Here is a 25965-nt window from a genome sequence, read left to right on the forward strand (position 1 = left end):
GGCTTCTACGAGGCGCCGCAGGGCGAGGTCGAGACGATCCTTGCCGGGATCTGGCAAGAGCTGCTGGGTGTCGAGCAGGTCGGACGCCAGGACAGTTTCTTCGAACTCGGCGGCCATTCGCTGCTGGCGGTCAGGCTGGTGAGCCGTGCGCCGAACGCCGGACTCGACTTGACCATAAATGATCTCTTCCAGAGCCCCATATTGAAGGATCTTGCCCGGAAGAGCGGGGGTCTCCCGCCGCAAGAGGAACGTCCGGAACCCATTCCGGTGCACCGAACCGGTAATGCGCCGCCCATCTTCTTCCTGCCTTCGGGCTTGGGCGACCATTCGTATGTCTTTGAGCTGACCCGGGAGTTCGATCCGGACATCCCCGTCTATGCCCTGCCTTGGCCTGCCGCGGACGAACCGCTCACCTACACGTTAGAGGCAATGGCAGCCCGTGCGTTATCGATGATGCGTGCGGTCCAGCCTCGCGGCCCTTATCGCCTGGCCGGATATTCGTCCGGCGGCATACTCGCCTACGCGATGGCGCACGATATCCTTGAATGTGGTGAAGCCGTCTCGTTCCTAGGGCTCATCGACGTCCATCTGCCGTCGGGGCGGCACTCCGATCCGAAATCGACAGAGGACATGCTCCTTGCCCGGTTCGAGGCAGCCGATGTTCGGCAACACCCTGGAGAACTCACATTGCTTCGTGAACACGTCGCGGACCTCTCTGTTTCTCAAATGATCCAGGAAGGACAAAGGCCGAATGTCGTGGATGCTGATCTTGATGCTTCTGTCGGGGCCTTGGAGCAGCGCAGACACTTCGAGAAGCTTGTGCGATCCTACACGGTCCCGCGGCTGCCTGTGGCCGTTCACCAGTTCAATGCGCGCACTATCGGTGCAGTCGATGGCGAGCATGGATGGTCAATGACACGGTGGCGCGACGTCCTGCCGCCATCTCTTCTGCATACACACACCGTTCCCGGCGATCACTGGACGATGATCACGGAGCCGGCAAACAGATCCATTCTTGGCCAACGGATCTCAGCAGCGTTGCAAAATCGCCAGCCCGCGCCGTCCGACAACGTAAAGGAGGCGTGAGCGTGTTAGAGGGCCTTTGTTTCGACCACTTGGCGATCCGGCTGTGCGTCCGCTGGTATCCGATTTCCGACTTGCACCTGCGGGGTTTTGCAGCGGAACCAATTCCAGGGGTGGACGCATTGCGTCCATGCGAACTGTGACCTGGTTTCGTTTCGATGTGGATCGCAACACCTTCGCGAAAGTATTCCAGTTCGTCGGCGTATATTGGCGCAAGCAAATATGGCACGTCACGTTCATTTTTATCGCAACGACACTGGCAGCCGTGGCCGACGTGCTGATGCCATTGTTTGCCGGCCGGCTGGTGGACGCGATGTCAGCCGGAGCGCAGGATAGCTCTCTTTCGTACAGCCGCGCGATAAGCGCGCTGTCCGTCTTTGTTGCCCTTGCGATTTCGAGCCTGATATTCAGGCAGGTTGCGTTTGCGGGCATATCGTTACTCTCGCTAAAGACGATGACGGACATGGCGTCCGACGCAATCTACAAGATTCAGCGTCTCTCGACAGATTGGCATGACAGCAATTTCGTCGGCTCCACCGTGCGCAAGATTACGCGGGCGGTGTGGGCTCTCGATGCGTTCGGCGACACGGTCCTGATCTCTCTGTTTCCGACACTGGTGGTGCTGGTTGGCACGACGCTGGTTTTCGGCTTCTTATGGCCGGTGCTAGGCGTTACTATCGCCTTGGGCTCGGCCTTGTTCATTGTTCTGGCGGGATGGTTCTCGCTTGCTTTTGTCGCGCCTGCGGCCAGCCTTTCCAATGCGTGGGATTCCAAGCTCGGCGGTTCGCTTGCCGACACGATGAGCTGCAATGCCATCGTAAAAAGCTTTGCCGCCGAGTTGCGCGAGGACGAACGGCTGGGCTCGGTTCTGAAGAAGTGGCGCAAGCGCACATTTCGTACCTGGATGCGGGTCAGTATTGCCGGCGTCACCCAAGGCACAGCCTTGCTTCTGCTGAAAACTTCAGTGCTGGGCTTGGCTCTGTGGCTATGGATCTACGGCCAGGCAACGGCCGGCGATCTCACATTCGTCCTGGCGGCGTTCTTCTTGCTGGAGGGCTACCTACGACAGGTCAGCCGTGAATTGCACAATCTGCAGCGCACGGTGAACGACATGGAAGAGCTTGCCGAAATTGCCCGCAAGCCGCTCGGCATCTCCGATCATCGCGATGCGACCGAAATCAGGATCGCGAATCCTTCGATCGTTTTTGATCGTGTGACGTTCCGATACACCAGCCATCATGAGCCACTTTTCCACGACTTTTCAGTGTCGATCAGTTCAAACGAACGCATAGGCCTGGTTGGACCGTCAGGGGCAGGTAAGACGACATTCATCAAATTGCTGCAGCGGCTCTACGATGTCGACGGGGGCGCGATCCTCATCGACGGTCAGGACATCGCCAAGGCGACCCAGGCTTCGCTGCGGCAACAGATTGCCATTGTTCCGCAGGAACCGATCTTGTTCCATCGCTCGATTGCAGAAAATATTGCCTATGCTCGGCCGAATGCGACGATGTCGGAAATCGAGCAGGCGGCGCGCCTCGCCAATGCGCACGACTTCATTGCCGGCCTTCCGAAGGGTTACGGCATGGTGGTCGGAGAGCGCGGCGTCAAGCTGTCCGGCGGGGAGCGCCAACGCGTGGCGATCGCCCGTGCATTCCTGGCAAATGCGTCGATCCTGATTATGGACGAGGCAACGTCGAACCTTGATTCAGCCTCGGAGCTGATGATCAGGACGGCAATGGACCGGCTGATGGTTGGCCGCACCACATTTGTGATCGCGCATCGACTGTCGACCGTTCAGACGCTCGATCGGCTTCTTGTCTTCGACAAGGGGAAAATCGTCGAAGAGGGAACCCATCAGCAACTCATCCGGCGGGACCTCGGTACATATCGGCGCCTTTTTGAGAATCAAGCACTGTAATAGAAGAACGCAAGTAAAAATCCTGTGGAGGAATACGGCTATGGTATCGGCGCTCACGATAATCGGAGGATGTCCGACCTTTGACGACAACATGCCTAGTGAAAAATATATGGAGGAAATAAAAACATCCGCCGTGCGATCCGAGCGTTACGGCTTTTCCGCGATGCTCGTATATTCGGACCATCAGCAATTCGATCCTTGGCTCGCGGCCAACTGCCTTATGAACTCCACGAAGAAGCTTTCGCCGCTCGTTGCCGTACAGCCGCTCTATACGCACCCATTCACCGTGGCCAAATTGGTGGCCTCGCTGTCCTTGGTCCATGACCGGCCGGTGCATCTGAATTTCATCTCGGGCGGCTTCCCCCACGACCTTGAGGCGTTCTGCGATGCGACCACTCATGACCAGCGCTATGAGCGGGTAGCCGAGTATGGCGAGATCGTTCGCAATCTTTTGAGCACCGGGCGACCTATAAGCTACAGCGGCGCGCACTATCAGGTCAGCGGGCTCCATCTGAGAATGGCAGCGCGCATCAAGCCCGACTGTGCTCCCATGTTTACCATCTCGGGATCGTCATCGGCGGGCAAGACCGTGGCCAGACGCTTGGGCGCGCGGGCGATCGAATACCTTCGCCCGGTTCGCGACTATGACGGAAAACCACGTCCGGAAGGCATTGAATACGGAACGCGCCTAGGCATTGTCTCGCGCGCCAGGGCGCAGGATGCTTGGGCGGTCGCGTGCAGCAGATATCCCGATGACGAGTTAGGCAGGGAGATGCGTGAATACTACACCCGCGTATCCGATTCCGTCTGGGTCAAGGAATTGGGAGCGGAGGTCACTGTTCCCGCGGGGCATCCATATTGGCTGGGGCCTTACAAGAACGGCCACGCATCCTGCCCCTTCTTGGTTGGCTCGCGCGAGGACATCGCTCGCGAACTGATCGGTTATTTTAAAATGGGTCTCCGTACCTTTCTTTTGGATGATCCGCCGGAAGACGAGGATGCCTTTGAAATCCAGAGCGTCTTCGCAATGGCTGAGGAGGCGTTTGCCAGCGGCATCTCTGATAATCTACCGGAAAAGGAGATGAGGCTCGGCTCTGGTCGAGACGTGGGAAGTCAACGGATATGAGGTCCCCATCGCCCCCAACCGTTTTCCCCTAACGCGACTACGTTCAAAATGCGGCTGGCAGCGTTGATGCTGTATTCCGCCAAACGGCGACGTGAAATTCGGTGAGATTCCATCCTGGCATCCCAGTCACGCAAATTAGGTCGCTGAGTGGACCTGGTTTACTCATTGGCCGTCGACCAATATGTGCAGGGGACGAGGAGGCGCTCCTCCCCTCGGAGGCGGTTTCTTATAGCAATTCGGTAAACGCAGTCCGTAGACAAAGCGGGGCGGCCCGAATCGTTGCCCGATCATTGCTCCAAGAGATGGGCCACCCCTGCGGAGCGATCAACAGGTCAGTGGGTGGAGCACCAACGTGGCCTAAGGGAATTGTAGGTTCATTGGCGCATGATCGAGAGACAGCGGTGGCGGCCGTTTCATCGACAAGCAGGTATTTGGCTCTCGGTATTGATATCGAACCAGCAGAACCCTTGCCTGAAGATCTCATTGACATCGTGACGACAGATGGCGAACGCAGTCGCCTTGGCATGTCCCGACTTTACGCCCGCTGTTTGTTTGTTTTGAAGGAGGCCGTATACAAAGCTTCATTCCCTTTGAATGGTCTTTTCCTTGATTTTTGTGACGTTGAGATCGACATTGAAAATGGAATCGGAGTAGTCTCGCGCGCATGCCATCAGTTCAATCTGAAGTGCGAGATCGGCAAGGATATCGTCGGCATCGCTTATATTGAAGCAAGGGCAGATCGTGTGTAGCCGTTTACATGCTGAGTGATTCAGGCCCATTCGAACGCCGCCGAATTACGCGAGAGTTCGATATATATTCATTCGCCGAACACTGACCTCGGGCACGGATATCCACTCGAGCAGAAGCTGGATGCCGGCACGCCCGAGTTCGGTGCGTTCAATGCGCATCGTCGTCAATGGTGGGCGCTGCGCTGATCCATGGGTGCCGTCATGATCAATCCTGGACCTGCCCCTGCGATCGGCTTAGAAGAAGTGGCTCGCCGAACGAAGCCCTGGTGAAGGTTCTTGCCCTCCCTCAACTCTGGCGAGACCCGCACAGCGCTTGAGGCACTCACCCGCCACATCCCTGGATGTCGCAGCGAAAGATCTTCTGGCGTGCTGGCGTCTTGCAAATGGCAAGATCGGCCGCTTCGGGCGAGCCGTCAGATTGGTCCGACCTTTATCCTCGAACCATTGGTCAGTCGCGCGAGCTGGAAGGGAGTCGGATCGACGCTTGGCGTCTCGTTGGTGATCAATTCCGCGGCAAGGTAACCCAGGCCTGGGCCAAGGCCGAAGCCGTGACCGGAGCAGCCCGCTGCCAGATAAAGCCCTCCCAACGCTTCGATCCCGGACACCACCGGCACCGCGTCAGGCGTGCAGTCGACATAGGCACCCCATGCGTGATCGATTTCGAGGCTCGCCAGTTGGGGAAATGTGCCACGCACATTGTCCATGATCGCATTGACCAGCCGTCGGTTTGGAGCCGGATCGAGAACGCGGTTACGTTCGAAAATCGTCGGATCCTTCCCGAACAGGGCGCCCAGGGACTCGGGGCCCGCGAAAAACGACCTGCCGAGGCCCATCTGCACCGCCTTAAGGCGCTTGATGAATTGCGGCAAGAACTCACGTGCGAAGCGTATGCCCTGCGGCGTCACTTCCAGCGAGGCCCGGCCGCTGATCGCCATGGTATAGCTGCCGTCAAGCCGACGGGTCATCGCGAAATCGGGACTATAGAGGACCTCGCCGACATTAACCGTCCGCTTCGTGCGTACGACGGTTTGCCGCACGCTCGCCTGCGGGAAGACGATTCCATGACGCCCCAGGAAGCCAGAGGCCCAGGCACCTGCGGCGCACAGCACGGCGTCGGCACGGATGTAGCCCTTTTCCGTATGTATCCCCGTTACCCGGCCGTTGGCGATATCCAGGCCACGTGCGGCGCAGTTCTGGTGGATTGTCGCGCCCAGCGCGCGGGCGCCTTCGGCGAGCGCCGGCGCGGCGATTGCAGGCTCGGCCTTGCCGTCCGCGACGGAGTGCACTCCACCCACCCATTTGCGTCTTGTTTCCGGAATTCGGTTTCCGGCTTCAGCCGCACTCAGCATATGGGTTTCGACGCCGAACTCCCGCGCCGTTGACCTCCAGGCTTCCCAGCCAGCCAGCATCGCGGCGTTATCCGTCGTGTAGATGAGGCCCGTCCGGCGGAAGCCCAGATCCTGCCCTATGTCGGTCGCCAAACTGGCCCACAGCCGCATGGAAATGAGCGATAGAGGCATTTCGCGAGGATCGCGGTTCTGCTGCCGACACCAGCCCCAGGTGCGGCTCGATTGTTCACATGCGACGTGGCCTTTCTCGACCAGCGCTACGGAGAGCCCACGCTTTGCAAGAAAATAGGCGGAGGCGGTGCCGACGATTCCTGCGCCTACGACCACAGCGTCCACTGCCTTCGGAAGGGCTTCATCGCTGGAGACAGACCGGACGACAGGAGACATGCGCAAGAACCTTGTTGAATTGATGCGGATTGCGGGCCGCCTTTGCTGCGGTCTGATTTGCGAGGGCGGCCATGATCGTCTCTGGCAGAGCGATAGGAAGACGGTCCGTTGGGTTTACGCGTTCAGCCGTGGCCAGGGAGGCTCGCGATCGCGTCTATTTCAACCAGATAGCCATAGTGCAATTCAGGCACAGGAACGACCGTACGCGCGGGCCGCGCCTTGCCGAGCATTTCCCCGTAAATGCGATTGAACTCCGGCCAGTTCTGGACGCCGACGATATAGGCCGTCACCCGGCAGATGTCGTCCGGCTTGCCGCCAGCTGCCTCCAGGATCGCCAGCATGTTGGCGATCGTCAGGCGTGCCTGGATTTCGAAGCTCGTGTCAGCGAGTGGCGCCTTGTCGGCCTTGATGGGAAGCTGGCCTGAAATGTACAGACTGTTCCCCGATCGGACAGCCTGCGAATAATGGCCCGCCGGCGCCGGTGCGTCCTCAGCCAGGATGATTTGGGGCTTGCTGTTCATTACCAGCCCCCAAAGCGCTGCCACTCGCCCTCGATCAAGTCGGAGGCGCCGCGAACGATATGATAGCTGCGATGCTGGGCCCCGGTCGCGCAAGCGTGATTGGGTAAAATCCGCACCCGGTCGCCGATCTTGAGCTGGGGCAAAGTTGCGCCGGAGTTCGGGCGCACCTTGATGATGCCGTGCTCTTGGTTCGCATCGGCCAGGATAATATTGTCAAAGAGCCGGCCACTGCTGTCACAGACGACGCCATAGCCCTGATTGATCTCCTGCCTGGAGGTTCCGCGATCCTGCGACATGGCCATCCACCCGGCGTCGACCAGTATCCAGCCCTTTTCGCGCTGATGGCCGATGACCGTCGCCAGCACGGAGATCGCAATATCGTCAATCTGGCAGATGCCGATGCCAGCCATCACAAGGTCGAAGAACACGAAAACGCCCGCACGGACTTCGGTCACGCCGCTCAGGTCCACAGCACGATGCGCGGTCGGCGTCGAGCCGACGCTGACGACGGGGCAGGGCAAGCCCGCGTCGCGCAGAATGGTGGCTGCGGCGACGGCGGCATGCCGCTCTTCCTCGGCGCAGCGCTGCAGCGCCTCGTCTCCTCGCGCCGCATAGCTGCCGCCGGCATGGGTGAGAACGCCGCGCAACTCTGCCCCGTCGGTCACGGCTCTGCCGATTGCAACCAGCCGATCCTGGTCGTTTGGCAGGACGCCGGATCGGTGGCCGTCGCAGTCGATTTCGATCAGGGCGGGAATGGCCATGCCGGTTTCTCGCGATGTCGCGGCGACCGCTTGAGCCTGTTCAACCGTGTCGAGGACCACGGCAAGGTCGACGCCCTGCCTCCGCAAATCGATCACCTTGGCCAGCTTCCATGGTGCGATGCCCAGGGCATAGATGATGTCCCGTACACCGGCATTCGCGAACAGCCGCGCTTCCCTGAGGGTGGAGACGGTTGCCGGTCCCTCTCTGGTGGTCATGACGCGGCGGGCAACCTCGATTGACTTCGCGGTCTTGAGATGCGGGCGCAGTGATACGCCAAGAGGGGCGAGCCGTTCGCGTAGTCGAACGATGTTGCGATCCATACGATCGGCGTCGAGGATTAGGCAGGGCGTTTCCAGATCGTCGAGACGTCTGGCGGCGCTCTCTTGCTGCACCTTGTCCAAGATTTCTATCTCACTCACCGCCTGCTTCCTTGCGTCTATTTTGATGATCATTCGCGTCGACTCTCGAAAGGCGAGCCGCGCGAGACCGGCAGTTGAAACTCAGGCCGCTCATCCCGGAAAAAAATCCCAGGATGGCTTTGGTCTCGAGATACTCCTCAAGCCCAAAGACGCCATATTCCCGACCGTTGCCGGACTGCTTGTACCCTCCAAAAGCCGCAAAACCGTCCCATGCGGGATGGTTGATATGCACTTGGCCGGCGCGAATTTTTCCCGCAACGCGGCGCGCGCGCTCGATATCGCCGGATTGAACATGGGAACCCAGCCCATAGACAGTGTCATTGGCGATGCGGATGGCTTCATCCTCATCCTCATAGGGGATGAGGCACAGCACCGGCCCGAAGATCTCTTCCTGCGCGATACGCATTCCCGACCGCACTTCGGAGAAGATGGTCGGCTCGACGAAATAGCCCTTCGACAGATATTCAGGTCGTCCAGCGCCGCCGCGGACGAGCTTGGCGCCCTCGGCAATCCCGATGCGTATCATGTTCTGCACTTTGTCGAACTGGTTACGATTGGCGAGCGGACCAAGGACGGTCGCCTCGTTGATTGGATCGCCGACAGTCATGGTAGCCGCAGCCGACGCCGCCAGTTCTTCCACCTCCCGTAGTCTTTTGACGGGTACGAGCATTCGCGTGGGGGCGCTACACGACTGGCCGACATTGCGAAATGCGGCGGCTACCCCGAGAGGTACAACCCGCCCCCAATCGGCGTCGTCGAGCAGAATGTTGGGTGATTTGCCTCCCAACTCCTGGGTCACGCGCTTGACCGTGGGGGCCGCGGCCTGCGCCACCAGCACGCCCGCGCGCGTCGATCCTGTAATCGAAATCATGTCGATGTCGGAATGTGAAGCGAGCGCTGCGCCAACATCTTCCCCCGTGCCGGTCACCATATTAAAAACACCCGGCGGCGTTCCGGCATCATGCATGATCTGCGCGAACAGGTGGGCGCTGAACGGAGAAAGTTCACTGGGCTTGAGGACGATGGTGCAGCCGGCGGCGAGCGCCGGGGCAATCTTCGCCGTGATCTGATAAAGCGGCCAATTCCATGGCGTAATGAGACCGCAGACCCCTATCGCTTCCTTAGCGATCGCGGTCGTGCCCTGCTTCTTGATGAAGCTGTAATCTTCCAGCACCTCGATCGCGGCGCGGATATGGGCGAGTCCGAAGGGAACCTGCGAGGAGCGGACAAAGGCGATGGCTGATCCCATCTCATGGCATATTGCCTGAGCCATGTTCTCAAACCGCTCTTCGAGGAGAGTGAGAATTCGCTTAAGCAAATCGATGCGCTCGGAGGGGGATGTCGCTGCGAATGACGGAAACGCGCGCCGAGCAGCGGCAACGGCAATGTCGACATCCAGTCCGCTGCCTCGAGCGACGGACCCAATTATCCCTTCCGTCACCGGGCTGATGATTGGGATCGCCGCGGCTGGCTTTGCAGGGCGTCTCCAGCGACCGTCGAGATAAAGCAGATCGCATCGCGGCATTTCCATCGATTGGCTTTCTCCGTTCGCGGACCAAACAGCGGCATCGTGTCAGGCTGCTCTTTCGGCGCCCGTTGCCTGATTGGGGAGAATATGCCACGACATGAATATTACAATTAATCCAATCTTCATCATCGATTAAGGTTCGGTTTAATGATCTCGACGGACGATCTGACCTTCTTCCATGTCCTTGCGACCGCGCCTTCGCTGGCGGAAGCTGCACGGAGGCTCAATGTGACGCCTCCGGCGGTGACACAGCGGCTGCGGGCACTCGAGGGTCGCGTCGGTGTCAAACTCATCGAGCGAACGTCACGCGGCCTCAGCCTTACGGATGAGGGTGAACTGGTGGCTTCGGAGGGGGCTGCGATCATCGCAGCCGTTGACGATCTGTCGGAGCGACTGGCCAGCCGAACCAGCCAGGTGCGGGGCCATTTGCGTGTTGCCGCGCCCTATGGCTTTGGAAGGCGATATATAGCGCCGATCGTACAGGAATTCGCCGGCAGGCATGCTGCGGTATCGGCCACATTAGAACTCTTCGATAGCCCGATACGACAGATGTCGGAAAGCTGGGACATCGTGGTGCACATAGGATCACTGCCGGAGAGCGATCGCCTGGTAACCACGCTGGCGCCGAACCAGCGTGTTCTTTGTGCATCTCCCGGCTATCTGCAGCGTGTGTTGCCTATCCTCAAGCCGGACGATCTAGTCCTGCATCGATGTCTCGCCCTTCGAGAGAACAACGAAGACGTAACGCTTTGGCGCTTTGCTCATTCCAAGCATGGCAACACCACCGTTCGGGTGAAGCCGTCCATGTCGAGCAATGATGGCGAGATCGTCCGCGATTGGGCGCTCGCAGGCCTGGGAGTCATGGTACGAAGCGAGTGGGATGTGGCTGATGATCTGGCAGCAGGAAGATTACAGGCTATTCTCCCAGGCTGGTCGTCGCCACAGGCTGACGTGGTTGCACTGCTCCATGCCCGCCATGGACGCAGCAGTCGGACGAATAAGTTTCTGCAGGCGCTTCGGGATAGCCTGAACTCACCTCCATGGCGTCGGTGAAATGCCCGTCTTCTCGTGCGGCCTTCTCCAACCCGCCGGTCCGATATCGTGATCCTCTACGCCGCGCGGCCGAAGCGATCGATTCTGAAATCAGCGAGCGGCGTTTCGCAACAGCCGGTCGCAATGAGCTCGGCCATGGCGTCCCCGACACCTGGACCAAGCTGGAAGCCGTGCCCGCTGAAGCCGAAGGCGTGGAACAGGCCAGGCGTCGTCATCGAGCGCCCCATCACGGGCAACATGTCCCGAACATAGCCCTCACAGCCGGACCAGGTTCGGATGACTGCCACCTGGGCGATTGCCGGCAGCAGCCGCGTGACGGCTCGCAACTGTGTCGACAGCCGCGTGGGGTCGGCGACCGCGTGACCTGGGTCGAGGTCCACCGCCACCCTTTCAGCGGCTCCGCCGAAGACGATGTTGCCCCTCTCGACCTGGCGCAGATAGGCGCCATGGTCCTTGTCGCGCGTCCAGATGCCAACAACCGGCGGTACTCGATAGGGCAGCGGCTCGGTCACCCCCATCTGCGGGCCGCGGGCATCGAGTGGAACCGTCTCGCCGAACTGCGCAGCGATGCGCGCGCCCCAGGCGCCAGCTGTGTTGAGCAGGCACTCGGCGGTGAACGAACCTTTTGAAGTGGTGATAAGGAAGCTGGAGCCTATGTGCCTGATCGCCTCGACGTCGGCACCCTCGACGATTTCCGCGCCGAGCCTCCGGGCAGCGTCGGCGAAGGCCGGCGCGATCAGCCGCGGATTGCCGCTGCCGTCGTGCGGCGAAAACGACGCCGCAATGGCCCCGGGACCGAGACCTGGAAAACGGGCATGAATCTCGCGCGCGGTGAGTTCCTCCAGATCAAGGCCCCATGGTCGCGCCGCCTCGGCATAAGCCCGCATGTCGGCGAGACTGCCTTCATCGAAGATCAGCCGGATATGACCGGTGGCGCGGAATTCCACGTCCCGGCCAAGCATTTTCTCGGCCTCGCCCCACAGCCTGAGCGAGCGATGCGCCAACGGCAACTGGGACAGGTGGCGACCCGTGCGCCGGATGTTGCCAAAGGAAGCGACAGTCGCTCCGGTGCCGATCCGATTGCGCTCGATCAGCGTCACGCGCGCGCCGCGCCTGGCGAGGAAATAGGCCGAAGCCGTCCCCATCAGTCCGCCGCCCAGCACGATCACATCCATAGCCAATCCTCGAAGAGGGCGGACAATCCTTGAACACGCCAATCTTGTCCGCCCCGCGGCATTGCGTCAAAGACAGGTTTGAACCAGAGTCATAAGTTGTACCTATGGAGTAGCAATGCGGGCCCGGCAGCTGGAAGTGTTCATCGCCGTCATGCGCGCCGGCACCGTGACAGCCGCGGCTCGGATGCTGAACATTTCCCAGCCGGCGCTCAGTCAGATCCTGCTTCACACCGAGGACGAATTAGGCTTCGCGCTTTTCGAGCGGGTGAAGGGCAGGCTGCGCCCTACTCCGGACGCGCTGGAGATTTTCCCCGATGCCGAGAGGCTGTCGGCAGGGCTCGACGGACTGCGCCGCAAGACCACGGATCTCCGGTTGGGCCGGACTGGGCTGGTGCGGGTCGCGGCCTCACCGCCGCCGGCCATGGCGATACTGCCGCGCGCCTTCACCAACTTCCGGGCCCAGCATCCCAATATTCTGCTGCGTTCCCACAGTGCGCCGATCGCCGCGATCGTAGACATGCTGCGCACCGGTGACGCCAGCCTCGGCGTGGCCATGGACGACCGCCTGCCTCCCGACATCGAGGCAGAGGTGATCGGAAGTGTCGGCTTCGCATGCCTGCTGCCCGCCGGGCACGCGTTGCAAAGGAAAACCGAGCTGACGCTCGCCGATCTCGTCCGGGAAGAGCTGATATCCTATCGCGGAAACACGCGCCCTGCCGACGAACTGGCCCAGGCGGCGCGCGCGCAGGGTGTCACCCTTTCGCCGTCGCTCGAGATCGACGTCTCCATCTCCGCGATCGGCTTCGTCCAGGCCGGTCTGGGTATTGCCTTGGTCGATGCGCTGTTGCCTTGGCAGCAGTTTACCGGGCTGGCGGTCAGGCCGCTGGCGGCGGGACCGGAATTTCCGGTCGCGCTTCTTACCTCGCGCACAAGAGCGCTCTCACGGGCCGATGAGATGATGCGCGATGAGATCCGTGCGGCCTGTTACGCAGTCCTCGGCGAACACCGCGCAAGAGCATAAGCAAGACTTATATCCTTGCTCATCATACGTCTTGGACCTGGATCATCCGGTCGTGCCAGCATTCAGGTGGCAGACAGGAAGGGACGCATCATGGATGGTGCCATCGCGGCGGATCTAGCGCAGGACGCAGCCGACTGGAAGGTCGGCGTCGATATCGGAGGCACCTTCATCGATTTCTGTGCGCTCGAGGCCACTTCCGGGCGGGTCGCCTCGCTGAAAGTGCTGACGACACCAGAAGATCCGGGTGCCGAGCTGATGACGGGTCTTGCCCTTCTGGCCGAGCGCGAAGGCTTCGATCCTACCCGCATGACGCGCTTCGTGCACGGCACGACCGTTGGCATCAACACGATCATCCAGCGCAAGGGCGCGCCGCTGGCGCTGTTCACCAATGCCGGCTTCGAGGACGTGATCGAACTCGCACGGCTTCGCATGCCGGACATGTATTCGCTGTTCTGCACGCGGCCGGAGCCGCTGATCCCGCGAGACATGGTCTTCGGCATTCCGGTTCGCATGCGCGCCGATGGTACCGAATCCCAGGCGCCGGACATGGGCGCCGTGGAAAGGGCAGTCGCGACGGCGAAAGCCGCCGGGGCGCAAGGGATCATCGTGTCCTTCCTCCATTCCTGGCGCAACGGCGCACAGGAGGCTTCGGTGAAGGCGGCGATCGCGCGTCTTGCGCCCGAACTCTTCGTCTTCTCTTCGGCCGAGGTGTGGCCGGTCATCCGCGAATACGAGCGCAGCTCGACCGCCATTCTCAACGGCTACGTCCATCCGCGCGTCTCGGGCTATCTGACAGCGCTGGAAGAGCGGCTGAAAGGAAGCGGCGTGCCAGCCCGCCCGATGCTGACGAAATCGAACGGCGGGTTGATGAACGCTGCCGAAGGCAAGCACGCCTGCGTAAACATGCTGCTGTCGGGAACGGCCTCCGGCGTCATCGGCGCCTCGTGGCTGGCGCGTCAGGCAGGCGAGGATAAGATCTTGACTCTTGACATCGGCGGGACCTCGGCCGACTTCGCCCTCATCATCGGCGGTGAGCCGCAATTCGGCACCGGCGAGCTGATCGGTGAATTTCCGCTCCACATTCCTTCCGTGTCGGTGAGCTCGATCGGCGTCGGTGGCGGCTCGATCGCCAGCGTCGACGCTCAAGGGGTGCTGCGGGTCGGGCCGGAGTCGGCCGGCTCGACGCCTGGGCCTGCATGCTACGGCCGTGGCGGTGAGCGCGCGACGGTGACGGACGCCATGGTGGTGTGCGGGTGGCTCGGCCACACTGAGATGGCCTATGGCCAGCTCAAGATCGATCCCGGGTTGGCCCATCGCGCGGTCGGCGACCTTGCCTCCCGACTCGGCCGAACGGTTGAGCAGGCCGCGCAGGCGATCCTCGACATTGCGGTGTCTGAAATGTTCGTCGAGGTCGAGAAACTCGCCTCGCGTTCAGGCGTGGACTTGCGGGATTTCACGCTGATGCCTTTCGGCGGCGGCGGGCCCATGCTCGGCGCCTTCCTTGCCCGCGAACTCGGGATGAGGCGCCTCATGGCGCCTCGTCGCCCCGGTGTGGTGTCGGCGCTGGGCGGACTGGTGGCGGATCTGCGCGGAGACTTCATACGCACCATCTTCGCTCCACTGTCGGATGCGTCACTTCCAGCAATTCTCAGCGCCTTCGAGGCTCTCGCGCGGGAAGGTCGTGACTGGCTGGCGGCACAGGGGCACGACGCGGCAGCGGAGCTCACTCTCTCCTGCGACATGCGATATGTCGGGCAGAGCTATGAGATCGAGGTCGTCCTTTCGCCGGAATGGCTCGGGGACGGCGACGCGGCCGCCATCGCGCAGGCCTTCCACCGCACGCATGAGCGCCTTTACGACTTTCACGACCCGGACGGCGAGATCGAACTCGTCAATGCCAGGCTGTCCGCCGTAGGCGCCGGTCCGGCATTGTCCTTCCCGCAGATCGACGAGAAGGACGCTCCAGCCATTCCGGCGCGCCGGCTCCCGGTCTACACAGGCCTGGGCGTCGAGACCGTCGACCTCCACGACCGGCAGGCGCTCGTGCCGGGCAGCGTTTTCCACGGGCCTGCCGTGGTGGTGCAGGAAGACACCACCTTCGCGATCCCCGTCGGAACGCAGGCACGCGTCGACCGCCATCTGAACCTTCTTCTGACCTTCGGGGAGTGACGCCATGTTCGACCGAACAAACCTTCAGGTTCTGGCGAACCACGCCCGCGCAGCCGCCGAGAACATGGCCCACACGCTGCACCGCACCGCGCACTCCGCCTTCGTCAAGGAGACGCAGGACTTCACGGTGATGCTGCTGGACCGCTCCGGGGCGACCTTCGCCGTCCCAATGGAACTCGGCACCACCTGGCATCCCGGGGTATCGTATCACCGCGCGATCGCGATGGTGGACGACTACCGGGAGGGAGACGTTGCCTTCACCAACGATCCCTATTCCGGCTACGTTGCCACCCACGCGCCCGACACGCATTTGTGGAAGCCGGTCTTCGTCGATGGCGAGATCATCGCCTGGACCGGGGGGCACATCCACAACACCGACATGGGCGGGGCGGTGCCCGCTTCCCTCAGCCGGGCGCTGACCGAAATCCATCAGGAAGGCATCCGTTTTCCGCCCATGAAGCTCGTCAATGAAGGGGTTTTTGACGACATGATCCTGCGGATCATGAGCACCAATGTGCGTAAGCCAGATCTCAACATCGGCGATATCAAGGCGTTGGTCGGCGCGCTCAACACCGGCGAGCGCAAGATCCACGCGATGGTGCGCAAGTTCAGCAAGACCGGCTTCGTCGAAGGCGTTGCTGCTCTTCTCGACCATGCTGAGGCGCAGGCACGCGACGTGCTGCGCTCCATGCCAGACGGCACATGGGAGTTCGCCGACTATGCCGACGAGGATTCGGTCGAAGCCAATCCCTGCCGGCTGAGGTTGACGCTGACGATCAGGGGCGACGAGGCGGTGCTCGACTTCACCGGGTCAGATCCGCAGCTCGGCTCCTCGCTCAACGTGCCCACCGGCGGTGATCCACGCCACACCATCCTGCTCGTCGGCGTCTACTATGTGCTCTATACGCTCAACCCGAAGATCCTGCTCAACACGGGCCTCACCCGGCCCTTCACCTGCATTACCCCTCATGGTTCGGTGCTGAATCCGGTCTATCCCGCTGCCGTGGGCATGCGCTCGCTCACCTGCGCCCGTCTGCGGTCGGTCATCTTCGGCGCCTTTTCGCAAGCGGTGCCCGCACGCCTGCCGGCGGCACCGGCTGGCAACAACTGCATCGTCAACGTCATGACGACGGACGAGCGCACCAGCCGGACCGTCATCGCAGCGGTCAACCCGGTGGTAGGGGGCGGCGGCGCGATGCCGCTTCGCGACGGGACCAACGGATCGGGCGCCGATGCCGCCTATCTGAAGAACACGCCGATCGAGATCACCGAAACCGAAACCCCGGTCGAATTCCTGAAATACGGCCTCGCCCGGGATAGCGGCGGAGCCGGTCGCTGGCGCGGTGGGCTGGCGACCGAGATGGCCTTCCGTGTCTTCGCCCCCGATTCCAGGATCACGGCGCGCAACCGCGACCGCAGCTTCTTTCGTCCGTGGGGCGTGCTGGGCGGCAAGGCGGCCGGCCTGTCGGACATGGTCGTCAATCCTGGGACCGAACATGAGCGGCGGCTAGGCAACATCGACACTGCGGTGCTACAGCCCGGCGACGTGCTCGACATCCGCTCCGCGGGAGGCGGCGGGCGCGGCGATCCGCATCAACGCGAGCCCTGGCGGGTCGCACAGGACGTTCGGCGCGGCTATGTCTCGGTGGCATCGGCCGAGCGCGACTATGGCGTGGTCATCCACGACGGCGAGGTCGACGAGAAGGCGACAAAAGGGCGGCGTGCACGGCAGCGGCGGGCTACCGGCCACTTCCATTTCGGTCCGGAGCGCGAAGGCTACGAAGCGCAATGGACTCCAGCGGCCTATGACCGGCTCACCGCTATACTGAGGGATTTGCCGATTCACTGGCGGTTCTTCGCCAAGACGGAGATATTCCGTCGCATGAAAGGGCGCTCAGGGGCGGACGGCGTCCAGGCGGCGTTCGATGCGGTCTGCAAACGGTTCCCCGAACTGCCGCGTTCTCAACCCTTGCAAGAGGCCGCGGAATGATCACCGCCGGCCGCATCGTCCGGTTGGCCGAACGCGACCGGGCGCGGTTGCACTTCTTTCTCGATGGTGAGGAGCGCTCTGCGCTTGCGGGCGACACCCTGCTGACCGCCATGCTGGGTTCAGGACACGTGCTGCGAAGGTCTGAGTTCGGATCCGAGCCGCGTGCCGGCTTCTGTTTGATGGGAGCCTGCCAGGATTGCTGGGTATGGCAGGACGAGGGACCGCGCATGCGGGCGTGCTCGGCGTTTGTCACCGAAGGTATGAAGCTGCGCACGACGCCGCCCAAGAGCTGGCCATGAGCGGGATCTCACGGCCGCCGGTCGTGGTCGTGGGCGCAGGCCCGGCCGGCATAAGGGCGGCCGCGACGCTTGTGGAGGCCGGGCTCCATCCGGTGGTGATCGACGAAGGGCAGCGCGCAGGCGGACAGATCTATCGCCGACCACCCGCCGGGTTCACCCGCACCGCAAAGCAGCTCTACGGGTCGGAGGCGGCGAAGGCTGACACGCTGCATGCGTTGTTCGACCGGCTGGTCAAGGACGGGCGGCTCACCCACTACGCGGCGAGCTCGGTCATCGCCGTGCACGAGCGGCGGCTGCACGTGCTGGGGGAGGGCGGCGTGCGCGTGATCTCCCATGATGGCCTGATCCTCGCCACGGGCGCATCCGACCGCGTCGCTCCCGTCCCGGGCTGGCAGAGCGCTGGTGTCTACAGCCTTGGCGCGGCCCAGATCGCGCTCAAGGCGCAGGGCGTGGCGCTGGGGCGGCGGATCGTCCTGATCGGATCAGGGCCTCTGCTGACGCTGGTCGGCGCCCAACTCGTCAAGGCTGGAGCGGATGTAGCGGCGGTGCTCGACACCTCGCCCTGGCACCAGCAGATGCGGGGGCTCGGCGGAATTGCCGCCCGGCCATTGGTCGCGTTGCGCGGCCTGGCCCTGCGGGCGAGGCTCGGCGGTCGCTACCATGCGGGCGTGACCCTCGACCGAATCGAGGCCGACGAACAGGGCGTCACCGCCATGCGCTGGCGCGACGCTGGCGGAAACGAGCGCCTCTCCCCATGCGACATGGTCGGCATGGGCTGGCACCTGCGGGCTGAGACCCACTTGGCCGACCTCGTGGGATGCGCCTTCACCTATGACGAACAGTGGCGGCAATGGCTGCCAAAGACCGACGAGATGGGTCGGGCCGGCAATGGCATCTACCTTGCGGGCGATGGGGTTCGCCTACTGGGAGCGGACGGCGCGGAGATCGCTGGGCGCCTCGCGGCGGCGGCATGCCTTGCCGATCTGGGACATCCGGCGCCCTCCACCGCAGCTGATCTGCGCAAGCTCGCCGGGCTCGCGCGCTTTGCCCGCGGCCTGGCTTGCGCCTTTCCCTGGCCGGCGTCGATGGCGCAGGCACTCCCCGACGATGCGATCGTCTGCCGCTGCGAGAATGTGAGTGCCGGAGATGTACGCCGAAGCGTGGATTTCGGTGGCGGCGAGGCCAACAGGGTTAAGTCGCTCTCACGCGCCGGCATGGGGCGCTGTCAGGGGCGTTACTGCCTTTTGGCTGCCGTTGAGCTTGTTGCGGCGCAAGCAGGCTGCACGCCCGACGCCGTCGGCCGGTTCCGTGCACAGGCTCCTGCTAGGCCAGCGCCTATCAGCGCCTTTTTGCGGGACGGCTGAAGTCGTGCATGGATGACGATCACCTCCTAGAAATCGGCGACCTTTCCCCAGGCGGAAGCATCGAAGCGTCGGGGATCGTAGGATGTCGGATCGACGATCGGTTCCGATCCGGTCACCAGGTCCGCGACGAGGTGGCCGGCGCCGGGCCCGATGCCGAAGCCGTGCCCCGAAAACCCGGCAGCCAGGAAGAACCCAGGAAGGGTCGTTATCTCGCCGATAGCGGGCACGCCATCCGGCGTGCTGTCGATGTAGCCGGCCCAGGCCGCGCTGATCCTGGTCTTTCGGAGGTCGGGCAGCAGCTCGAGCGCGCGGGCGTGGGTCAGGCGAATGGTCGCCCGGTCCGGGATCGGATCGAGGATGCGCATTCGCTCCATCGGCGTCGGCTGGTCGAGCCGCCAGTGTCGGAGCGTTTCGTGGCCCGAGCGCATCCCTTGCAGGCCGCCGGGCGCCAGGCTTCGCCACCGCTTCAGGAACATGGGCAGGAATTGCGAGGAGAAGCGCAATTGCTGCGGCGTGACGTCCACGCGGCCGCGCCCGCTTATGGCAAGCGTGTAGCCGCCGTCGCCGCGACGGGTGGCCGAGACCCTTGCCGTGTGCAACGCATCCGGCAGGCCCGCGGCACCGGGCGAGACCGACAGGATAGACGAGCGGACCGACGCTTGTGGGAAGCGGAAGCCGAACTGACGGCAGAATGACGAGGCCCAGGCGCCGCCGGCCATCACCACCGCCTTTGTCCGGATTGTTCCGCGTTCCGTGACCACGGCGCTCAGGCGCCCCCCTTCGGTCTCGATACCGCGCGCGGCGCAACTCTGATGTACGCTGCCGCCACGCTCGAGAATGGCGCGGGCGACCGCTGGCGCGGCCCGTGACGGATCGGCGGTGCCGTCGGTCGGTGAGAACACGCCGCCTTTCCACGCCCGCTCCGTGGCGCGGCCGCGCTCACTCGCCGCCGCGCCGTCGAGCATTTGGGTGGTGACACCGGCCGTCTTGGCGAAGTCACGCCAGCGCGCCCAGCCGGCCAGTTCCGCCTCGTCGTTGCTGAGATAAAGCAGGCCGCAGCGGCGGAAGCCCGTGTCCTGGCCTGCTTCGGCTGCAAAGCGCTCCCAAAGATCGAGGCTTCGCATCGCCATCGGCAATTCGCGGGCGTCGCGGTTCTGCTGGCGGCACCATCCCCAGTTCCTGCTGGATTGCTCTGCGCCTATACGTCCCTTTTCCACAAGCGCGACCTTCATGCCGCGCCTTGCCAGATAGTAGGCTGCGAAGACGCCGACGATGCCGCCGCCGATCACGACTGTATCCGCGGATCGCGGCAGTTCGCCGGATGTCTCGATTTGCTGCAGTGGCGCGCGCATGGTCTTCCCTGCTTCGACGCTTCAATCTAGCGCGTAGCGCAGGCAGCCGCTGCTGCAGTTAAGGTCGAAGCAGAATTTTATTCTGGCAGCTCTACCGAAATCGGGAGGCCCTGCCTCTCAGAGGGTATCCGCCTGGATGGACAGGCCAGACGGCTGTGATAGTCTCCATGGTCATTGGCAAGGCAGCATTTTGTGCTGTGGTGTGTTTTCTCCGGAGGCGGCCGTGAAGTTGGATCGGATCGACATCAGGATACTTCACGAATTGCAGAAGAACGGCCGCATCACCAATGTGGAACTGGCGGAACTGGTGCATCTGTCGCCGAGCCCGTGCTTGATGCGGGTCAAGAGACTCCAGTCCGAAGGCTATATTGAAGGGTATTCCGCTCAGATCAATCTCGGCAAGCTCGGCCAGGCGCTGACGGTCTTCACCGAAATCACGTTGAAGAACCATCGTCAGGTTGACTTCGCTCGCTTCCTGGCCGTCGTGGAGAAGATCGACCAGGTCATCGAATGCCATCTTGTCTCAGGTGGCTACGACTACCTGATGAAATTTGTGACCGCAGGCATCGGCGAATACCAGACGATCATGGAGCGGCTGACCGACATGGACATCGGCATCGACAAGTATTTCAGCTTCGTCGTGCTGAAGTCACCCATCGTCAAGACGCACATGCCGCTGCCCAGCCTGTTTCCGATTTAGTCAGCGGTGGCCGTATTGGTTGACGAGCTCGGGGTCGCGGACGAGGCCGTCGAGCCATGTCGGATCGAGCTTCGGCACCGAGGAGAACAGCAGCTTGGAATAGGGGTGGGTGGGTGCCTTCACCTTGTCGGGTGTGATCTGTTCCACCCGCTCGCCGTTGTACATGACCATGATCTGATCGCAGATGGCCTCGACGACGGAGAGGTCGTGGCTGATGAAGATGTAGGAAAGTTCCAGCTCTCGCTGCAGCTCCTTGAGCAACTCGATCACGGTGGACGCCACCACCGTGTCGAGCGCCGAGGTGATCTCGTCGCAGATGATGAGCTTGGGGTCGGCCGCCAGGGCGCGCGCGAAGTTTACGCGCTGCTTCTGGCCGCCAGAGAGTTCCGATGGACGACGGTAACGAAGCGTCCTCGGCAGGCGCACCATGTCGAGCAACTCGTCGACGCGCTTCGAGCGCGCTTCCCTGTCGAGCCCGTGATAGAAGGCCAGCGGGCGAGAGATGATATCCTCCACCGACTTGGCCGGATTGAGCGCGGTATCGGCATACTGGAACACGATCTGCATCTCGCGCAGCTGGTCGCGGCTGCGGTTCTTCGCGGCACGCTCCAGTGCCTTGCCGTCAAAGACGATGTCGCCGGTAGCCGCCGGATGGATGCCGGCAATGGCTCGCGCCAAGGTCGATTTCCCGCAGCCGGATTCGCCGATAACGCCGAGATTGCGCCCCCTTTCGACGAGAAGGCTGACAGAATCGACTGCGCGGACAACAGGCTGTCCGTTGGTCCGCACCGGTCCGTAGCCTGCCGTCAGGTTGTCGATCCGCAGCAGCGCTTTCGCGCCGACATCTGCATTGGCCTGTGTTTGCCGTGGTTTTGGTTCGAAGGCGGCGAGCAGCTCCCGCGTATAGGCATGCGTGGCCGCCGAAAGGATGGCCGCCGTGGTGCCGGTCTCCTGCACTTCGCCGCCCTTCAACACCACGATGCGGTCGGCGATCTGGGCAACGACCGCCAGGTCGTGGGAGACATAGACACCTGCTATTCCGCCTGCCCGCATGACCGATTTGAAGGCTTTCAGCACGTCGATCTGGGTTGTCACGTCGAGGGCCGTTGTCGGCTCGTCGAAGATGACCAGCTTGGGATCGCCAATAAGCGCCATCGCCGCCGCCAAGCGCTGCAATTGCCCACCCGAAACCTGATGCGGATAGCGCGCGCCGATCCCTTCCGGATCCGGCAGCGACAGGGCCTTGAACAGCTCGACCGCACGCTGGCGCGCTTGCTCGGGCGGCATCAGATTGTGGATCCGCGTGACCTCGATCACCTGCTCCATGATCGTCGACGAGGGATTGAAGGATGCGGCGGCACTCTGCGGAACGTAGGCGATGTCTGTGCCGCGTGACCTGGCGCGTTCCTTCTCGGAAATTGCTGCCATGTTCTTGCCGTTCACGTTGATCTCGCCGCCGGTGATCCGGCAGCCGGGTCTTGCATAACCCATCAGAGAAAGCGCCACCGTCGTCTTGCCGGAGCCGCTTTCCCCAATCAGGGCGACGATCTCGCCGTCGGGGATGTCGAGGCTGACGCCTTTGATGATTTCGACAATCCTGCCGGCGTCGGTGGTCGCCTCGATCCTCAGATCCCTGACCTCGACGAGATTGGTCATGCGTCCCGGTCCCTGATCTTCTGCGGCAGATTGTCGATCAGCAGGTTGACGCTGATGGTGAGGCTGGCGATCGCCAGCGAGGGCACGACAACGGCGGGCGCCGCGAAGGGCAGACCGCCGATGTTCTCGCGCACAAGCGCGCCCCAGTCGGCGAGCGGCGGCTGGAGTCCGAGACCCAGGAAGGAGAGGCCCGAAAGCAGCAGCACGATGAAGACGAAGCGCAGGCCGAAGTCGGCCAGCACCGGGCGGATGATGTTGGGGAGGATCTCGGAGCCGATGAGATAGATGGTGTTTTCGCCGCGCACGCGGGCGACTGTCATGAAGTCCATGGTGTTGATGTTGACGGCGAGCGCTCGCGCGAAGCGGTAGGCGCCAGGGATATAGATGACCGCGAGTGTCAGGATCAGCACAGGGATCGACGAGCCGACCGCGGCAACGACGACAAGACCGAAAAGCTTGCTGGGAATGGAGTTCATCGCGTCCAGAAAGCGGCTGAGACACGTGTCGAGCCAGCCGCCGGTGACGGCCGCTATCATCCCCAGCACGACGCCCGAAAAGCAGGCAATGAAGACGGCGGCAAGCGATATTCCGACGGTGTAGCGCGCGCCCATCAGAACCCGCGAGAGCATGTCGCGACCCAAATAGTCGGAGCCGAGCCACAGCCCTTGCCGCATCGGGCCGAAATAGTCGTCGTCGACAATGTCTCCGATCGAATGGGGAATGATGTAGGGAGCGAGGATCGCGACGAGCGTCCAGGCCAGGATGACCAAAGCGGCCACGACGCCCACGAGGCTGTAGCTATGGCCCAGGAACGACCGTCGGGAGGTTGTCGCGCGCGCCATCGTCATCTGAGCCTCGGGTTCGACATGATTGCGATGATGTCGGCGGCGGTGATGAGGAAGAGGTAGCCGAGGCAGAAGATCATCGCGCAGCTCTGGATCAAGGGCAGGTCGCGGGTCGCGACGGCATCGACCATCAGCTTGGCGATGCCGGGATAGTTGAAGATTGTCTCCACGATGATGACGCCGCCGACCAGATAGGAAAGCGAGAGCGCAACCGCGTTGACGATCGGCCCGAGCGCATTGGGGAGCGCGTGCCGCAGCACCATGCGGCTGCGCGAGGCGCCTTTCAGAAGCGCCATCTCGACATAGGGCGTGGAGAGCGTCTCGATCACCGCGGCGCGGGTCATGCGGATCATTTGCGCGGAGATGACGAAGGTGAGCGTGATCACCGGCATCGCATAGATGCGCACAAGGTCGGTCACCGAATGCGCCTCATTGACCGAGGACAGCGCCGGCAGCCATTTGAGATAGACGGCGAAGAGCAGGACCGCGAGGGTCGCGACCATGAATTCGGGCACGGAAATGACCCCGATCGAAAAGACGGTGACGGTGCGGTCGTAGACCGAGCCCCTGAGCATCGCCGCGGTGATCCCGAGCGTCAGCGCCAGCGGGACCGAGAGCATCGTCGTGATGGCGGCGAGTTTCATGGTGTTGACCAGGCGCCCGCCGATCAGCGCCGCGACCGGCATCTGGTTGGCATAGGAGGTGCCGAGGTCGCCGTGGAGCAGCCCGACGAGCCAGAGCAGGAAACGCAGGATCGCCGGATCGTTGAGATGCATGGCCTCGCGCAGGCCGGCGACAGCCTCGGGTGTCGCCGCCTGGCCGAGAAGGATCGACGCGGTGTCGCCAGGCAGCATGCTGGTGGCGAAAAATACGGCGAACAGGACGATCAGAAGGGTGACCAACGCGACCGCCAGTCGCTTCATCACGAGCTTCAGAACCCCAGACTTCATGGAAGCGCTCCCGGGCTGCAGTCGGCCAACAATCTTGCGCAATGCAGTGTCGAGGACCGGCTGCCCGGTCCCCGACCAGCGCCTCTCAGGCTTCGAGCCAGAGATATTCCGCCATTGCGTAGCCCATCATGCCACCGAGCGGGTTCGCTTCCAAACCCTTCACCTTGCTGGAAAGGGCATCGACGTTGGAAATGTAGGCCGGGATGATGGTGCCGGCCTCCTCGGCCACCATAGTCTGCATCTGGTTGTAGATTTCCTTGCGCTTGGCCTGGTCGAGCGAACCGCGCGCCTCGACGAGCAACTTGTCGAACTTCTCGGACTTGTACTGGCTTTCGTTCCACGGTGCGTTGGAAGCATAGAGGAGCGAGAACAGGATGTCCGGGGTCGGGCGTGGATTAATGTTGCCGAAATGGATAGGCGCCTTGAGCCAGTAATTATCCCAGTAGCCGTCGGCCGGGACGCGCTGGACGTCGAGCTTCATGCCGATATCGGCGCCGGCGGCCTGGATGATCACTGCCATGTCGATCGACGAGGTCGCGGCGTCGGAGGCGACCACTGGGATGGACTGGCCAAGCAAGCCCGCCTTCTGGAAGTGGAACTTCGCCTTGTCCGGATCGAACGCCTTCGGCTTGAGGTCTGCATTGTGGTAGATGTTCGCCGGCGAGACGGGCTGGTCGTTGCCGATTTCGCCGAGCCCGCGCAAAGCCGATTTGACGATCTGCTCGCGGTTGACCAGATACTTCATGCCGGTGACGAAGTCGGCCTTGCTGCCAGGATCCATGTCGAGCCGGATGTTGAGGTCGGTGTAGTTGCCTGAAGTCGATTTCGACAATTCGAAGCCCTGCTGGCCGCTGACGAGCTTCATGGCGCGCGGATTGATCGAAGCCGCGAAATTGATGTCACCGGAAAGCAGGGCGTTGACGCGTGCGCTGTCGTCGCTGATGGCGATGAACTCGAAGGAGTCGAGATAGGGCTTGCCCGACTTCCAGTAGTTCTTGTTCTTGGTGACCACCGAACGCACGCCCGGTTCGAACGTTTGCAGCACGAAGGCCCCGGTGCCATTGCCCTTGGAAAAGTCCGTGGTGCCGTCCTGGACGATCATGAAATGGTGCAATGCCAGAATGGTTGGAAGATCCGCATTCGGGTCGGCGAGGGTAATTTCGACGGTCGACTTGTCGACAGCCTTGAAGCCGGTCATCTGTGCTGCGATCTTGGCGACCTTGGAGCCAACCGCTTTGTCGAGATGGCGCTTCAGCGAGAAGACGACGTCGTCGGCGGTAAGGTCCTTGCCGTCGTGGAAGGTGACACCCTTACGCAGCTTCACGGTCCAGGTCTTGGCGTCCTTGCTGTCGAAGCTCTCGGCCAGCTCCATCTGCGTGACGCCGTCCTTGTCGAGGAAGGTGAGGCGATTGTAGAGCGAGCAGCAGCGGACATAGTCGGTGGAGAGCGACGCCTTTGCCGGATCAAGCGTGTCGGCGGTCGAAGACGACCAGCCGGCGGCTTTGAAATTTCCGCCGGAAACCGGAGTGGCGGCGACGGCTTGCGT

Annotated in this window: 21 protein-coding genes; 11 read left to right on the plus strand and 10 right to left on the minus strand. The window is 62.4% G+C overall.

What is annotated here, in order from left to right; translation table 11 throughout:
• The 4 genes from C1D09_RS10600 to C1D09_RS34035 all read left to right on the plus strand — a co-directional run.
• Window positions 1-1086, plus strand: a 1086-nt coding sequence (locus tag C1D09_RS10600) for a thioesterase domain-containing protein (protein ID WP_246135704.1), incomplete at its 5' end; no start/stop codon positions are given.
• A gap of 127 nt (window positions 1087-1213) precedes the next feature.
• A complete protein-coding gene (locus C1D09_RS10605; RefSeq protein ID WP_143974213.1) occupies window positions 1214-3004 on the plus strand; it encodes an ABC transporter ATP-binding protein in 1791 nt (596 codons plus the stop codon).
• Window positions 3005-3044: 40 nt separating this feature from the next.
• Entirely contained in the window at window positions 3045-4130 is a 1086-nt protein-coding gene (locus tag C1D09_RS10610; protein WP_143974214.1) for an LLM class flavin-dependent oxidoreductase, read from the plus strand.
• A 101-nt stretch (window positions 4131-4231) separates the two neighbouring features.
• Window positions 4232-4879 (plus strand): 4'-phosphopantetheinyl transferase family protein, encoded by a 648-nt coding sequence (locus C1D09_RS34035; protein WP_281288556.1) that lies wholly within the window; start codon window positions 4232-4234, stop codon window positions 4877-4879.
• A 413-nt stretch (window positions 4880-5292) separates the two neighbouring features.
• Here the strand turns inward: C1D09_RS34035 and C1D09_RS10620 are convergent, their stop codons facing one another.
• The 4 genes from C1D09_RS10620 to C1D09_RS10635 form a co-directional block, all read right to left on the minus strand.
• Entirely contained in the window at window positions 5293-6615 is a 1323-nt protein-coding gene (locus tag C1D09_RS10620) for an NAD(P)/FAD-dependent oxidoreductase (RefSeq protein ID WP_143974215.1), read from the minus strand.
• A gap of 122 nt (window positions 6616-6737) precedes the next feature.
• Window positions 6738-7136 carry a RidA family protein gene (locus tag C1D09_RS10625; RefSeq protein ID WP_143974216.1) on the minus strand — a complete coding sequence of 133 codons (399 nt, stop codon included), beginning with the start codon at window positions 7134-7136 and terminating at the stop codon, window positions 6738-6740.
• On the minus strand, window positions 7136-8218 hold the full coding sequence (locus C1D09_RS10630; RefSeq protein WP_246135706.1) for an alanine racemase: 1083 nt from the start codon (window positions 8216-8218) through the stop codon (window positions 7136-7138). Before C1D09_RS10630 ends, C1D09_RS10625 begins: the two co-directional genes overlap by 1 nt.
• A 91-nt stretch (window positions 8219-8309) precedes the next feature.
• On the minus strand, window positions 8310-9848 hold the full coding sequence (locus tag C1D09_RS10635) for an aldehyde dehydrogenase family protein (RefSeq protein WP_143974218.1): 1539 nt from the start codon (window positions 9846-9848) through the stop codon (window positions 8310-8312).
• A gap of 144 nt (window positions 9849-9992) precedes the next feature.
• Between C1D09_RS10635 and C1D09_RS10640 the strand changes: the two genes are divergently transcribed.
• On the plus strand, window positions 9993-10898 hold the full coding sequence (locus C1D09_RS10640; protein ID WP_143974219.1) for a LysR family transcriptional regulator: 906 nt from the start codon (window positions 9993-9995) through the stop codon (window positions 10896-10898).
• Window positions 10899-10954: 56 nt separating this feature from the next.
• Here the strand turns inward: C1D09_RS10640 and C1D09_RS10645 are convergent, their stop codons facing one another.
• Window positions 10955-12073 (minus strand): NAD(P)/FAD-dependent oxidoreductase, encoded by a 1119-nt coding sequence (locus C1D09_RS10645; protein WP_143974220.1) that lies wholly within the window; start codon window positions 12071-12073, stop codon window positions 10955-10957.
• A 115-nt stretch (window positions 12074-12188) separates the two neighbouring features.
• Between C1D09_RS10645 and C1D09_RS10650 the strand changes: the two genes are divergently transcribed.
• The 5 genes from C1D09_RS10650 (at window position 12189) to C1D09_RS10670 (ending at window position 18916) form a co-directional block, all read left to right on the plus strand.
• Window positions 12189-13094: a LysR family transcriptional regulator gene (locus tag C1D09_RS10650; protein WP_143974221.1), complete on the plus strand. Its 906-nt coding sequence runs from the start codon at window positions 12189-12191 to the stop codon at window positions 13092-13094.
• 90 nt (window positions 13095-13184) lie between these two features.
• Window positions 13185-15263: a hydantoinase/oxoprolinase family protein gene (locus C1D09_RS10655; RefSeq protein WP_143974222.1), complete on the plus strand. Its 2079-nt coding sequence runs from the start codon at window positions 13185-13187 to the stop codon at window positions 15261-15263.
• A gap of 4 nt (window positions 15264-15267) precedes the next feature.
• Entirely contained in the window at window positions 15268-17253 is a 1986-nt protein-coding gene (locus C1D09_RS10660) for a hydantoinase B/oxoprolinase family protein (protein WP_143974223.1), read from the plus strand.
• On the plus strand, window positions 17250-17552 hold the full coding sequence (locus C1D09_RS10665; protein ID WP_143974224.1) for a (2Fe-2S)-binding protein: 303 nt from the start codon (window positions 17250-17252) through the stop codon (window positions 17550-17552). Before C1D09_RS10660 ends, C1D09_RS10665 begins: the two co-directional genes overlap by 4 nt.
• The gene (locus tag C1D09_RS10670; protein WP_143974225.1) at window positions 17549-18916 is read left to right on the plus strand and encodes an FAD/NAD(P)-dependent oxidoreductase; all 1368 of its coding nucleotides are present in this window, start codon (window positions 17549-17551) and stop codon (window positions 18914-18916) included. The genes C1D09_RS10665 and C1D09_RS10670 overlap by 4 nt, the downstream gene beginning before the upstream one ends.
• Window positions 18917-18942: 26 nt before the next feature.
• Here the strand turns inward: C1D09_RS10670 and C1D09_RS10675 are convergent, their stop codons facing one another.
• Entirely contained in the window at window positions 18943-20268 is a 1326-nt protein-coding gene (locus C1D09_RS10675) for an NAD(P)/FAD-dependent oxidoreductase (RefSeq protein ID WP_143974226.1), read from the minus strand.
• A 223-nt stretch (window positions 20269-20491) separates the two neighbouring features.
• Here C1D09_RS10675 and C1D09_RS10680 point away from each other — a divergent pair, with 223 nt between their 5' ends.
• Window positions 20492-20968, plus strand: coding sequence for an Lrp/AsnC family transcriptional regulator (locus C1D09_RS10680; RefSeq protein ID WP_143974232.1), 477 nt, complete (start codon window positions 20492-20494; stop codon window positions 20966-20968).
• On the opposite strand, the gene C1D09_RS10685 is transcribed toward C1D09_RS10680, so the two are convergent.
• The 4 genes from C1D09_RS10685 to C1D09_RS10700 all read right to left on the minus strand — a co-directional run.
• Window positions 20969-22624: an ABC transporter ATP-binding protein gene (locus tag C1D09_RS10685; RefSeq protein WP_143974227.1), complete on the minus strand. Its 1656-nt coding sequence runs from the start codon at window positions 22622-22624 to the stop codon at window positions 20969-20971.
• Window positions 22621-23472, minus strand: a complete 852-nt coding sequence (locus tag C1D09_RS10690) for an ABC transporter permease (protein WP_143974228.1) — start codon at window positions 23470-23472, stop codon at window positions 22621-22623. The genes C1D09_RS10685 and C1D09_RS10690 overlap by 4 nt, the downstream gene beginning before the upstream one ends.
• Window positions 23469-24419, minus strand: a complete 951-nt coding sequence (locus C1D09_RS10695) for an ABC transporter permease (RefSeq protein ID WP_143974229.1) — start codon at window positions 24417-24419, stop codon at window positions 23469-23471. Before C1D09_RS10695 ends, C1D09_RS10690 begins: the two co-directional genes overlap by 4 nt.
• 85 nt (window positions 24420-24504) lie before the next feature.
• The coding region (locus C1D09_RS10700) for an ABC transporter substrate-binding protein (RefSeq protein ID WP_143974230.1) at window positions 24505-25965 on the minus strand (1461 nt) is incomplete at its 5' end.

Origin of the sequence: Mesorhizobium intechi, assembly GCF_002879535.1 — a bacterium.
GTDB lineage: Bacteria > Pseudomonadota > Alphaproteobacteria > Rhizobiales > Rhizobiaceae > Mesorhizobium > Mesorhizobium intechi.